At 67.9% G+C, this 13,710-nt stretch carries 6 protein-coding genes; 4 read left to right on the top strand and 2 right to left on the bottom strand.

Features of this window, described 5'->3' with window-relative positions; genetic code table 11:
- Nucleotides 1-87: 87 nt before the first annotated feature.
- Both BLU84_RS16790 and BLU84_RS16785 read right to left on the bottom strand, forming a co-directional pair.
- Nucleotides 88-1,200, bottom strand: a complete 1,113-nt coding sequence (locus tag BLU84_RS16790; protein ID WP_139175059.1) for a hypothetical protein — start codon at nt 1,198-1,200, stop codon at nt 88-90.
- Nucleotides 1,197-6,098: an alpha-2-macroglobulin family protein gene (locus BLU84_RS16785; protein ID WP_074869872.1), complete on the bottom strand. Its 4,902-nt coding sequence runs from the start codon at nt 6,096-6,098 to the stop codon at nt 1,197-1,199. The genes BLU84_RS16790 and BLU84_RS16785 overlap by 4 nt, the downstream gene beginning before the upstream one ends.
- A gap of 380 nt (nt 6,099-6,478) precedes the next feature.
- On the opposite strand from BLU84_RS16785, the gene BLU84_RS26620 reads away from it, so the two are divergent.
- The 4 genes from BLU84_RS26620 to BLU84_RS16770 all read left to right on the top strand — a co-directional run bounded on the left by BLU84_RS26620 (nt 6,479) and on the right by BLU84_RS16770 (nt 13,536).
- Complete coding sequence (locus tag BLU84_RS26620; protein ID WP_139175058.1) at nt 6,479-6,913, top strand: hypothetical protein; 435 nt, start codon at nt 6,479-6,481, stop codon at nt 6,911-6,913.
- Between the two features lie 91 nt (nt 6,914-7,004).
- The gene (locus tag BLU84_RS16780; protein ID WP_074869867.1) at nt 7,005-8,555 is read left to right on the top strand and encodes a M4 family metallopeptidase; all 1,551 of its coding nucleotides are present in this window, start codon (nt 7,005-7,007) and stop codon (nt 8,553-8,555) included.
- Nucleotides 8,556-9,340: 785 nt separating this feature from the next.
- The gene (locus tag BLU84_RS16775) at nt 9,341-11,248 is read left to right on the top strand and encodes a M4 family metallopeptidase (protein WP_074869863.1); all 1,908 of its coding nucleotides are present in this window, start codon (nt 9,341-9,343) and stop codon (nt 11,246-11,248) included.
- Nucleotides 11,249-11,628: 380 nt separating this feature from the next.
- Nucleotides 11,629-13,536: a S8 family peptidase gene (locus BLU84_RS16770; RefSeq protein WP_139175056.1), complete on the top strand. Its 1,908-nt coding sequence runs from the start codon at nt 11,629-11,631 to the stop codon at nt 13,534-13,536.
- Nucleotides 13,537-13,710 lie beyond the last annotated feature (174 nt).

Genomic DNA, 13,710 nt, shown 5'->3' with positions numbered 1-13,710 from the left:
ATCGCTCCTTGCGAACGTTCGCGAACGGCGGGGGCCGCTCGTGTGGCGTGGCCCGGGATCGGGCCGAAAAACGGATGCGCGGCCGGCTCAGCTTTCCAGCCCGTCGAGGTCGTGCTCGCCGGCCTCTTCCAGGTACAGGTCGCCTTCGATCAGGCGCCAGCGCAGGTGATAGCCGACGCCGTCGCCCTCGGGCCATTCCAGGCTCGCGCGCGCATCGACGACGTAAGTGTAGCCGTCGATATCGACCGCTCCGTCCTCGGGCGCGGTGTCGATGTGCAGGCGGCGTTCGCCGGCCTCGGGGCCGGACGGTTTGGTCAGGCTGGCGAGCGCTTCGTGATCGTTGAGGCGCTGCAGTTGCAGATGGCCGAGCAGGCCGAGCGCGTCGGCGAACGCGCGGCGGCGCTGCGCATCGGCGAATACCGGCTCGGCCGCAGCGAGGCTCTTGTCGGGCGGTTTCTTGTCCGCGGTCGCCGCGTCGGCCCCTGCGGGCAGCGGACCCGGGCGCAGATTGCGGTCCAGCGTCGCCCACTCGCCCGCCAGCACCGCCGCGCGCATCGCCTGCAAACGCGACAGCACGCGCTGCTGCGCGGTTTCCTGCGCCACCCGAACCAGGGCGCCGTTGCGCCATTCGAACTGGTAATAGGCCAGGGTGCGCGGGAACGGCAGCATGCAAGCTTCCAATCCATCGGCCCACAGGCGGCCGTCGCGGATCTCGCGCAGCGCCGGGCAATCGGCGAATTTTTCGGTCTGGTCGGGCTGCAGTTCCAGGCCGCCCGCGCGCGACAGCAGCACGCGGATGCGCTTGGCGACGTGGCGCATCGCGCCGTCCTCGCCGATGCCGTACTCCACCGCGACATCGTCGCGGCCGTCGCGGTCGAGATCGCCGGTGACGTACTGGATCTCGAAGCGATCGAAGCCCGGATCGGCCTTGCGCAGGATCGCGTTGGCCTGCTCGATCAAGGGATCGTGCAGCGGCGGCCGGTCGTGCGGCGTGGTGCCGCCCCAGTTGAGCGCCGGGTCGACGGCAGGGTCGGCGGCCGGTGCAGGCGCCGCGGTGGCGGACGCCGCCGCGGCCTGGGTCGTGGTCTGCGCGCCTTGCTTCTTGCATCCGGCCGAGGCCAGCAGCAGCGCCGCGCACAAGCCAATGCACACCGCGGCGGGACGCATCGCGCGCCCCGCCGCGCCGTGAGCGGCGCTCACGGCTGGCGCACCGTCAGGCTGGCCGGCGACGCCTTGCCGACGCCGCGCAGCTCCGGACGGTACATGTCCTCGACCAGCGACGGCGGCACCGTGTAGGTGCCCGGCGTCACCGCGCGCACCAGGTAGAACACCCGCGCGGTGCGGCCGTCGTCGAGCTTGAGCGCAGCGACATAGCGGTCGTCGCGGAACTCCTCGTGCTTGACGTCGGCGGCGCTGGAGCGCTCGGAGATCTCGATCCCGTCCACGACCACGCCGGCCCACTGCTTGGCGTCGCCGAGGTTGAAGTTCTCGATCTCCAGACCCGCCGGCAGCAGGTCGGTCAGCAGCGCGTCGGGCATGGCGCTGCGCGCCTTGATCGCGACCTGCACGATCAGCGCCTCGCCTTCGACCAGGCTGCCGCCGGACCACTCCTTGCCTTCGGTGGTGTAGTACTTGCGCGTCACCTCGATCTTCGAGCCGTCCGCGGCCGGCGGCGTGCGCGGCACGCCGGCGACTTCGAAGCTCGCGTACAGCGGGGTCGGGCCGTTCGGCGCGAAGCTCACGCCGGAGGCCAACTGGGCGAAGTCGAAGGCGCGGCCGATCAGCTTGGCCGGGTCGGCGTCGGTGGACGCGCCGGCGACGGTCCAGCGGCCGGACAGCTGCTTGCCCTGGTCGGCCATCAGCGCCTTGCCCAGGCGCGCCAGCGCGACCTGCTCCTGCGTGCTCAAGTACAGCCAGCCGCTGTTGCGGCGCGCATCGAGATCGCGGCCCATCGCCACCGCGCGCGCGTCGAACTCGGGCTGCGACAGCTTGTGCTCGTGCACCAGCGCGATCATCAGCGCGTCGTCGCGCAGGCGGCTGCCGTAGTCGCCCAGGTACTCGGGGCGCTGCGACGCGTCGCGGCCGAAGCCTTCCTTGATCGCCTTGGCGCCGCGCGCCTTGTCGCCCTGCAGGCTCAGCGCCAGGCCCAGGTGCACCAGCGGCAGACCGGTCAGGCTCTGCTTGCGGTCGTTGTCGTACAGCGCGCGCAGGGTGCCCAGCGGAGCGCGGTTGACCCGCGCCAGCACGTAGCCGGCGTGGGCCTGGTAGGCGAACTTGAGATGTTCGCGGCGGTCGTAGCCGTAGAACGAGGCGTTGCCCGACAACAGGTCTTCGCCGAGCGCCTTGAGCGCCTTCTGCAGCATCGTCTCGGGCACGGCGAAGCCGGCGTCGCGGGCGTCGAGCAGGAACTCGACCACGTACGGGGTCAGGCCCGGATTGACGTAGTCGCCGTCGCCCCACATCGAGAAGTGGCCCGAGGCGATCTGCATCGCCGCCAGCCGCCCGAATGCGCCTTCCATGCGCGCGCGCCGCTGCTTGGCGTCGATGCCCTTGACGCCGAGCATCTTGGCCGTGGCCTCGTCCAGTTCGAGCGCGGCGTAGCCCTTGCTCGTGGTCTGCTCGGCGCAGCCGTACGGGTACTCCAGCGCGCCTTGCAGCGCGCTGGCGAACGGAATCGGCGGCAAGGCGCTGACCACCATGCGCGCGCTGACCGAATCGGGCATCAGGCCTTCGGCGAAATCGCTGCCGAGCTGGATCGCGCCGATCTCGTCGAGCACGCGGGTGCGCGAGCGCAGCACCGACGGCCAGGCCGGACGCACCGGCAGGTCGTAGCGGCGGTCGACCTTGTAGCCGTTGCCGTCCACCTGCACCCGCACCTGCGCCACCGTGTAGCCCTCGCGCGCGGTCACCGGGAAGGTCAGGGTCTTCTTCGCTTCCACGCCGAGGCTGAGGCTGTGCTCGCCGCCGTCCAGCGACAGCGGGCCGATGCCTTCGACCTTGACCTTGAACTCGCCGGGCTTGCCGGTGAAGTTCTGCACGTCCAGAGTCACGTTGCTCTTGTCGCCCGGCGCCAGCACCCGCGGCGTGCTCGCCTCGGCCAGCACCGGCGCGCGCACGATGGTCTCGGCGTCGCGGTTGCCGTAGCTGCCGGCGGAATACACCAGCGCCGACACCCGCAAGGTGCCGTTGAAATCCGGCACCGCCAGTTTGATCCGGGCGATGCCCTGGGCGTCGAGCTTGACCGGCCCGGCGAACAGATCGACCGTCTGCACCCGCGCGGTCGGCCGCCGCGCCTGCGGCAGCGCCTGCAAGGCCATGTCGCCGCCGAAGCGGATCTTGGCGCTCTCGCCGTCGAAGCTCTCGATCACCCGGCCGTAGACGTCGTAGGAATCCACGCCGAGCCGGCGCTGGGCGAAGAAATGCGCGGCCGCGTCGGGCACGGCGAAACGGGTGATGTTGAGGATGCCCACGTCCACCGCCGAGACGGTCACGTAGGCGTCCTTGCCGGCCAGTTGCGGCGCGCTGACGATCACCGGCAGATCCTGCTCGGGCTTCATCAGCTTCGGCACGTTGAGGCCGACCGCGACCTTGCGCTCGCGCCGGTCCATCGGCACGAAGGCCACGCCGACCGCGCGCGCCGGGGTGATCTTGCTCGGCGCGCTGCCGCCGCGGAACACCAGCGCGGTGACGTAGACGTCGTGACGCTCCCAGGCGTCGGTGACCGGGATCTTGAACTTGCTGCCAGCCTTGGCCGTGATCGCCTGCACATAGACCATGCGGTCGGTTTCGACCATCAGCAGGCCCGGGCCTTCGTGCGGCGGCGTCACCGTCACTTCCAGGGTGTCGCCGGCCTTGTAGGCGGTCTTGTCCAGCGCCAGCTTGACCTTGTCGGGGCGCGCGTCGAGGCCGCGGTTCTGGTCGTCCCAGCTCCAGCCGGCGCGGAACGGATAGCGCGTGGTGATCTTGGTCTGCGGGTCGAACACGTCGAGGCGATACTCGCCCCACTCCACCTGGAAGCTGAGCTTGGACGCGTTGGCGCCGAGGTCGACGCTGCGGGTTTCCACATCCTCGAAGCGGCGGGTGAAGTCGTACTTCCAGCCGCCGTCCTCGCCGTAGTTCCAGTGGTAGTCGCGGCGCTCGCGCACCAGGGTGGCGCGCACGCCCGTGGCCGGGCGCGGCTTGCCGTCGCTGCCCACGCGCATCAGTTCGAAGCCGACCGTGGCGTTGCTGTCGGCGCCGTCCTTGTCGTCGAACAGCGGGCGCACGCCGACCAGCGCGTCGGCCGGCCACAGCACCCGCTTGACGCTGCGGTTGACGCTGCGGCCGCCGCTCTCGTAGACGCTGCCGGTGACGATGGCGGCGATGGTGCTGACCGGCTTGGCTTCGTCGGGCAGCGCGATGTCCTGCGACAGCTTGCCGGCGTCGTCCAGCGACGTATCGATCACGTCCTTGGCTTCCTTGGGCAGGCTCAGGGTCGGGTCGCCGAAGAAGTAGCCCGGCATCTGCTCCAGCGGATGCTGCTCCACCGCCACCGTCATCTTGGCGGTGAAGCGGTTGCCCGCGGCCGGCGCGCCGTACAGATAGGCCGCCTGCACGCCGAGCTTGAACGGCTGGCCCGGGCGCAGCACCGCCGGCGCGTCGAGGTCGAGCTTCAGCCGTTCGGGCAGGAACTCCTCGATCCGCAAGGTCATGCCCTGCACCGCTTCCTTGCTGGCCGGATCGGTGCGGAACTCGACCCGCCAGCGGCCGGTGGCGGCGTCGGCGGGAATCAATTGCGCGTGGCGCACATAGCCCTGCGCATCGGGCTGCAGGCGGGTTTCCAGGAAGGTCTTGCCGTCGGGCTGCACGTAGCGCAGGAACACCGGCTGCATCGCCTTGCCCTTGGTGTCGATCGGCTTGCCGTCCTGGTCGCGCAGCAGCGCCGACAGGCGCACGGTCTCGCCGGGGCGGTACAGATCGCGCCCGGACCAGGCGAACACGTCGAACCAGGCCTGCTCGCGACCGGCCACGGCGAACTCGGACAGGTCCAGCGCCGGCTGGTTGAACGGCAGCATCGACACGTCGCTGCCCTTGCCGGCGATCAGCACCTGGGCCGCGTCGAGCTTGTAGTTGAGCAGCGCATTGCCGTTGCTGTCGGTCTGGCCCTTGAGCACCGGCTCGCCGTCGGCGCCGATGACTTTCAGTTCCACTCCGCCGACCGCCTCGCCCTTCTCCAGCGAGGCCACGTGCACGAACAACTGGTTCTTGTAGGCGCGCGCGTGCAGGCCCAGGTCGCTGACGGTGAAGAACGCGGTCTCGAACTCGTCCTTGAACTGGCCGGCGCGCTTCATCACCGCGAAGTACAGGCCGGGCTGCTGCAGTTCCTTGATCTCCTGCAGCGGCAGGTAGGTCAGCACGCGCTCGTTGGGCTTGCCGCCGAGCACGAAGCGGTTGACGTAGACCGGTTCGGCCAGCTTGGACAGCGGCTTCTTCTCGTCCCAGTCGCGCTCCAGCTCCCAACTGCCCTTGCGGCCGCCGCGCTGGTACTCGGCGAAGAACTTCGGCAGTTCCTTGTCCTTGACCCGCAGGAACTCGACGTCCACCTCAGGCACGTTGATCGACACCACCGGCAGGCCGCGGCTGTCGCGCGCCGGCAGCACGCTGCCCTGCGAGGCGAAGCCGACCACCGGCTCGAGCGGGCCGGTGTAGACCTGCTTGGTCAGCGCCTGGCCGATGCGGTCGCCGGCCGCGGCGGTGAGGCCGGGCTTGATCGTGACGGTGTAGTCCTTGCTCGCTTCCACGTGCGGGAAGCGCAGGATCTTGCCGCCCTCGTCCAGCACCCAGCCGCCTTCGACCGGGGCGCCGTTCTTGTCGGTCACGGCCAGCAGCTGGTCGAAGTCCTGGGTGCCGACCAGCGGCTGGCTGAATTCGAGCGCGATGGCGAGCTCGTCGCCCCGCTTCTGGTCCGGATAGGCCGCGACCAGGGCGAAGCCCTTGACCGCCTCGCGCTTGACCACGATGGCCTCGCCGCTGGCCTGCGGCAGCTGGCCGCCGCCGTCGCGCTTGCAGCCGGCGACGAGGGCGGTGGCCGCGATCAACACGGCGGCCGCGACACGCATCAGCGAGCCGCTGAAGCGTCCGTTGCGCCTGCGCGGCGTCGGGGGCGAGAGGGCGGTTCCATCCGCGGGTCCGTCCAGGGGCTGCGTTCGCATCATGCGTATCTCTCAGGGAACTGCGACGAGTATAGAGCGTGCGCATGCAGGCGGTAATCGCCGCATGAGGGCGGATGTGAGCGCGGCGCGGCGTGGGTGCTGCGCAGATCGTTCGCCGATGCGTCGCGCTATCCGACTGTAGGAGCGGCGCGAGCCGCGACCGCGGGGTCGCCGGATTGCGGCGCGACCATGAGGCTCCATGGCCGCGGCTCGCGCCGCTCCTACATGGCGCCGCCAACGACATCGACGCTGCGGGCGATCTGTGCGCTGGCTTCGGTTTCCGCCTCATGCCCGCCGCCATGAGCAAAGGTTATGTGCGCGGCCGATTTCCGATAATGCCGGCCCAGGCCGCAAAACCGCAGCAAAATGCGTCACAAGCGCATATTGACCGGCGAATTCTCCCGGCGTCCGCACTCAATTCGAATCCCCATAATTTCCCGGGAAAATCCCCCGGAGAAACCGAAACTAAATATCGATCACATAATCGAACGCCGCGCGACCCAGCCAACCCTCGCTCCAACCCCAATCTTATGCTGCATTGCAGCATAATTATTGAAACACTATTACTGTTTTCAATATTTCTCCTTTTGAATCCGGGATTTACGCATCCCAGACGCGGCAACGGTTTCGCCCGAAACCGCCTGGAAAACCGCCTCGGAAAACGTCGCGTTCCGGATGTGACCGCGGCACGCCGCGTTGCCCGCCCCTGCCCGCCTGCCTAGCGTCGATTCCGCCGCACGCAAACGCCGCGGCATCCGCGAGAAACCCGCGGACACGGCCGTCACTTTCTCCCCTCACCTCCGGAGCATTCCCATGCATCGCAACGTATCGGCATTGTCCCTCGCCCTTTCGCTGGTCCTCGCCGCCGGCGCCGCCGACGCGGCGCAGGTGATCGACCTGCACAGCGTCGATGTGGCCAAGCTCAACCGCCAGTACCAGGCCGCGACCGCCAAGTCCGGCGCCGCCGCCAAGGCCGACGCGCGCCACGCCGAAGTGATCGCGCTGGACACCGACTCCTCGCTGACTCAGCTCAAGAGCAGCGTCGATGCGGACGGCTCGCGCAACTATCGCTATCAACAGACCTACCAGGGCGTCGCCGTGTTCGGCGAAAACGTGGTGGTGCGCGAGGACGCGCAGGGCAACGTGCGCGCTCTGTTCGGCCGCTCGATCGCCGGGATCAAGGCCGACCTGCCCAAGCTCGACGCCAAGCTCAGCGCCTCGCAGGCGCTCGGCCTGGCCAAGGCCGCCGCGCACGGCAAGCGCGCCGCCGCGCTGCAGATCCGCAACGAGAACAGCCGCAAGGTGATCTTCATCGACGACGCCGGCCAGGCGCGCCTGGCGTATGCGGTCGACTTCGTCTCCGACACGGTCGGCGGCGGCGAGCCGAGCCGTCCGTTCGCGATCGTCGATGCGGCCAGCGGCAAGATCCTCAAGCAGTGGGAAGGCCTCAACCACGCCCAGGTCGGCACCGGCCCCGGCGGCAACCAGAAGATCGGCCAGTACGAATACGGCAGCGGCGGCCGTCCGTTCCTCGACGTCGCCCAGAGCGGGAGCACCTACACCTTCAACACCACCAACGTGAAGACGGTCAACCTCAACCACGGCACCAGCGGCTCCACCGCGTATTCCTACACCGGCCCGCGCAATACGGTGAAGACCATCAACGGCGCGTACTCGCCGCTGAATGACGCGCATTACTTCGGCAAGGTGGTGTTCGACACCTACCAGGCCTACACCGGCCTGTCGCCGCTGACCTTCCAACTGGCCCTGCGCGTGCACTACAGCCGCAACTACGAGAACGCGTTCTGGGACGGCCGCACCCTGACCTTCGGCGACGGCGCGACCACGTTCTATCCGCTGGTCTCGCTCGACGTGGTCGCGCACGAGGCCTCGCACGGCTACACCGAGCAGCAGTCGGGCCTGATCTACTCCGGCCAGTCCGGCGGCATCAACGAGTCCTACTCCGACATCGCCGGCGAAGCCGCCGAGTTCTTCGCGCGCGGCAGCAACGACTTCCTGGTCGGCGCCGATATCTTCAAGGCCTCCGGCCGCGCCCTGCGCTACTTCGACGACCCGACCCGCGACGGCCGTTCGATCGGCCACGCCAGCAACTACACCAACGGCCTGGACGTGCACTACTCCTCGGGCGTGTTCAACAAGGCCTTCTACCTGCTGGCCAAGAAGCCGAACTGGGGCACCGTCAAGGCGTTCAAGGCCTTCGCCAAGGCCAACAAGGACTACTGGACCCCGAGCACCAACTTCAACCAGGGCGGCCAGGGCGTGCGCCAGGCGGCGGCGGACCTGGGCTACAGCACCGCGGACGTCATCGACGCCTTCCGCCAGGTCGGCGTGACCGCGCAGTAACCGCAACCACGCCGGCGCGGCCGCGGCCGCGCCGGCCTTCGATACTTTTACGTATTGGCGACCCCGGCCCCGGCCGGGGTTTTTTTCTGGGTATTTTCCGCTGCGGAAAAATCCGCGCCGCCGTCGCGCCGGCGGCTGCGGCAAGGATGTGAGGCACCGTTCCGGTTTCCGCAACGCGCCCGGACTCATGAAGAAACATAATGATCCGGGACTGCAATGGGCCGAGCAGAAACGCGCGTGCACGGGTCACATCAGCCGATGGACATAATCGACGAAATGGAAACTGAGAAATAATGCCGATACGCCGCGCGATCGCGTTCTGTGCGTTTTTCCCGGTGAAAACGCTTGCAGACGACCGCAGTCACATTAATCCAACGCACAAGGCGGCCGAACCCCCTACCCGCACCCGCAATATCCTGCTGCAACGCAGCAACATCAGTGAAACATTATTACGGCGATGTTTCGAAGCCCGATTTCGCGACAAACCGCCACAGCCAAGGCGGCGCAATGCTTTCAGACGAAACCGTGCTGCGCACGCACATACGCAGGTCGCATTCGCACTGTGAACTGCGCAACCCGCGTTGACGGTTTTTTTGTGTCGCCCCTAGCGTCCCTCCGCCGCGCGGCGCCAGCGCGGTATCCGCACGAAGTCCGGCAACGCGCGCGCACTCAGGGCACGGATCGTCCGAGAGCGCACGCCGCGGGCTACGGGGGAGCGGATGCACGAGCAATGAGAGCCGGCCGCGAACGCGGCCACCATCCACACTCGTTTGGGGGTAATACCAGTGAATCGCAACGTATCGGCACTGTCCTTCGCTCTGTCGCTCGCCCTCGTCGCCGGCGCCGCCGGCGCGGCCCAACGCGTCGATCTGCACAGCGTGGACGTCGCCAAGCTCAACCAGCAGTACCAGGCCGCGGCCGCCAAGTCCGGCGTCGCCGCCAAGGCCAACGTGCGCCACGCCGAACTGATCGCGCTCGACGCCGAGTCCTCGCTGACGCAGCTCAAGAGCAGCGTCGACGCCGACGGCTCGCGCAGCTACCGCTATCAGCAGACCTTCCGCGGCCTGAAAGTGTTCGGCGAGCACGTGGTCGTGCGCGAAGACGCCAAGGGCAACGTGCGCGCGCTGTTCGGCCGCTCGGTCGCCGGCCTCGCCGCGGAACTGCCGGCCGGCCTGAAGGCCAAGTTCGACAGCGCCCAGGCGCTGAGCGTGGCCAAGGCCGCGGGCATGGGCAAGAGCGCCGCTTCGCTGCAGGTGCGCAACGAAAGCAGCCAGCAGATGATCTACCTCGACGACGCCGGCAAGGCCCACCTGGCCTATGTCGTCAACTACTTCGCCGATGCGCCGCAGGGCGGCTCGCCGATGCGTCCGTTCGTCGTCGTCGACGCCACCAGCGGCAAGGTGCTCAAGCAGTGGGACGGCCTGAACCACGCCCTGGTCGGCACCGGCCCCGGCGGCAACCAGAAGACCGGCCAGTACGAGTACGGCACCGACTTCGGGTTCAACGACGTGACCCAGAGCGGCAGCACCTGCACGATGAACAACACCAACGTGAAGACGGTGAACCTCAACGGAGGCACCAGCGGCACGACGGCGTTCTCGTACACCTGCCCGCGCAACACGGTCAAGGCCATCAACGGCGCGTTCTCGCCGCTGAACGACGCGCACTACTTCGGCCATGTCGTGTTCGACATGTACAACAGCTACGTCGGCACCCCGCCGCTGACCTTCCAGCTGAGCATGCGCGTGCACTACAGCAGCAACTACGAGAACGCGTTCTGGGACGGCTCGGCCATGACCTTCGGCGACGGCCGCACCACGTTCTATCCGCTGGTCGCGCTCGACGTGGCCGCGCACGAGGTCTCGCACGGCTTCACCGAGCAGCAGTCGGGCCTGGTCTACTCGGGCCAGTCCGGCGGCATCAACGAAGCCTATTCGGACATCGCCGGCGAGGCCGCCGAGTTCTACATGCGCGGCACCAACGACTTCCTGGTCGGCGCGCAGATCTTCAAGGGCACCGGCGCGCTGCGCTACATGGCCAACCCGCCGCAGGACGGCCAGTCGATCGGCCACGCCAGCAACTACTACGACGGCCTGGACGTCCACTACTCCTCGGGCGTGTACAACAAGGCGTTCTACCTGCTGGCGAGCAAGTCCGGCTGGGGCACGGTCAAGGCGTTCAAGGTCTTCGCCAAGGCGAACAAGGACTACTGGACCCCGAGCACCGACTTCAACCAGGGCGCCTGCGGCGTCGAACAGGCGGCCACCGACCTGGGCTTCACCCTGGCCGACGTGTCCGATGCGTTCCTGCAGGTCGGCGTGGACTGCCCCGGCGGCGGCCCTGGCCCGGGCGGCCAGACCTACACCAACGACACCGACTACGCGATCAACGACAACGCCACGGTCGACAGCCCGATCACGGTCTCCGGCCGTACCGGCAACGCCCCGACCAACGCGCAGGTGGCGGTCAACATCATCCACACCTACCGCGGCGACCTGAAGGTCGACCTGGTCGCTCCGGACGGCTCGCTGTACAACATCAGCAACCGTTCGGGCGGCAGCGCCGACAACGTCACCGGCACCTTCACCTTCAACCTCTCCAGCGAACCGCTCAACGGCACCTGGAAGCTGCGGGTGAACGACAACGCCAACGCCGACACCGGCCGCATCGACAAGTGGAGCATCACGTTCTGATCGCTTGAACTGCGCAGGGACGCGACGGGCCGCACGGCCCAAGGAAAACCCCGGCTTCGGCCGGGGTTTTTCTTTGTGCGCGGTGTCGGTGCGCGCGTGCGCGATCTCAGTGATGCGAGTCCGCGTCCGCGCGACGGCAGCGCAGTACGAAAAATGTATGCAGCAAGCGGGTATCGCCTTCGCGCGATGAGCGACGTGCGATGGCGGTCACGTGCGGGGCCCGACTTTGCGCCGATTCCGGCCCCATCGCGCATTCGCGCCGATCAAGATCGCGATGGCCGGATCGAGTCGATTCGATCGGACCGGCATCACCGCGTTCGCGCGGTTTCATCCGCGACTCACCACGCCCCTTGCGGGCCACGCTGTCCAAGGAGGACACCATGAATCGGATTTTCAGGCCCCGCGCGGCGATGTTCGCCGCACCGGGGAGGACGGCGGCCGTCCGCCGTGCAGGCGTTGTGCTGGTCGCGTTGACCGCATTCGGCGACGCGAGCGCCAGCGACGGCTACCGCAAAGCGATGACCTGGACGGTGCTGAACCAAGGCGATGGTCTGGTCCGCGTGGGCGCCGATACCGCCTCGAACGCCTATCTCGGCGACACCCGAATCGATGCGGAGCTGCCGCTGCTATGCGTGAGCGTCGACGGACGCGCCGCGCCGGGCGGGATCGCCTACGGCTACGATCAGGGCTGGCTCGGTGGCGAAGTCAAAACCACGCCTGCGATTCACGGGGCCGTGCTCACATCCCGGGAAAAAGGCGACGAGATCTGCGCCGACCGCTTCGGTCAGAGCTGGCGGCTGGCCGAATTCCACGACGGCCGCTTCGGTGCGGATTTTCAATCCAGGGGCGGCTGGACGTTCTGGGCAGCCGGGCAACTGCCGGCAGGCGCGCGCTTCTGGACCGCGATCGACGACCAGCCGGCCAATGCCTGGAACTCGGCCGGCGACGTGCCGGCGGTGCAGGTGCCCAAATTCCTGCCGTCCGAGGCGCCGGTTCCCGATCAATACGTGGTCAGCCTGCGCGAAGACACGCCTGACAGTTCGGTCGAAACGCTCGCGCAGGACTTGTTGAACCGCTACGGCGGCACGGTCATCAACGTCTTTCCTACCGTGCAGGGCTTTTCCTTCACCGGCAGCGCCGCGCAAGCCCAGGCCATGAGCGACGACGCGCTGGTCGAATCGGTCGAGGAAGACACCTACGGCGAGGCGGCCGAGAGCTGGCATCGCGATCGCGTCGATCAACGCCAACACCCGCTCGATGGCCGCTATGTCGCGCCGAACGACGGTTCCGGGGTCAACATCTACGTGCTCGACAGCGGTTTTCGCCGCTCGCACGAGCAGTTCGGCGGACGCGCCAGCCAGCAGGCCGATTTCATCCGCTTCATGGGTTCGCGCGACGATTGTTACGGCCACGGCACCCGAGTGGCGAGCGCGGCAGGCGGAAGCACGCTGGGCGTAGCGCCGGGCGCCAACCTGATTTCCGTGCGCATCTCCGGCTGCCGCGGCTGGGCCCACAATCCGCTGAACTCACTGACCACCTCGACCATCGTCGCCGGACTGGACTGGGTCACCCGGCATCACGTCAAGCCCGCGGTGGTCAACATCAGCTACGGCTTCTCGCCGGGCTTCTGGCGGCGCTGGTTCGGCTGGCGCACGCCGCAGGACCGGGCGGTGCGGCGCGCCGTGCAGGCGGGAATCACCGTGGTCGTATCGGCAGGCAACGAGCACAAGAACGCCAACCGCTCCACGCCCGCCCGCGCGCCGGAGGCCATTTCGGTGGGCTACACCGATTACTACGATGTGCGCGCCTACTACAGCAACTACGGCAAGGTCGACATTTTCGCGCCCGGGGTATCGCTCACGTTGGCCAATCTCGACAGCGACTCCGACTATATCTACGACAGCGGCTCCTCGTATGCCGCGCCGCTGGTCGCCGGCGCCGCGGCCCTCTATCTGCATGATCATCCCAACGCGAGCCCGGCCGAGGTGCGCGAGGCGCTGCAGAACAACGCGACTCACGACGTCGTCGGCGATGCCGGGCCGGGCTCGGCTAATCGCTTGCTGTACATCGGCCCACTCCCCGTCAATCCTCACACACCGGTGGGAGCCAGCGGCTGCCTCATTGGCAGCGTCGGCTACGTGGCGCAGAAGATCCGCGAGCGGGTCGCTGCCCAGTGCACTTCGTTGGGGGGCTCGCTGGTCGCCGGAAGCGAGGTGATCGTGACTCAATCCGTACAAGGCCCTCGCGTTTGCATGAGCATCAAAGCCAATTGCCGAACAGGCAACTGAGCGGCACTCAACCTCGAGACGGCTCGCTACTGCGCGTCAATCCCGCCGATGGATGAGTCATCGGCGGGATCCCCGCGCACACCCCGAAACTGGCGAAAGTAGGCGTTTGACGACTTTTCTTCCGGATATGAACGCGTCGTCTCATCGTCGCTCTTGCATGTACGGCGTGTAGGC

The organism is Lysobacter enzymogenes, from assembly GCF_900106525.1.
Lineage (GTDB): Bacteria > Pseudomonadota > Gammaproteobacteria > Xanthomonadales > Xanthomonadaceae > Lysobacter > Lysobacter enzymogenes.
This window is presented reverse-complemented; position numbering and strand designations above follow the sequence as displayed.

Coding starts and splice junctions, on each gene's coding strand:
- BLU84_RS16785 (WP_074869872.1), bottom strand. CDS start 6,098: ATGCGTGTCGCGGCCGCCGTGTTGATCGCGGCCACCGCCCTCGTCGCC.
- BLU84_RS26620 (WP_139175058.1), top strand. CDS start 6,479: ATGCCCGCCGCCATGAGCAAAGGTTATGTGCGCGGCCGATTTCCGATA.
- BLU84_RS16780 (WP_074869867.1), top strand. CDS start 7,005: ATGCATCGCAACGTATCGGCATTGTCCCTCGCCCTTTCGCTGGTCCTC.
- BLU84_RS16770 (WP_139175056.1), top strand. CDS start 11,629: ATGAATCGGATTTTCAGGCCCCGCGCGGCGATGTTCGCCGCACCGGGG.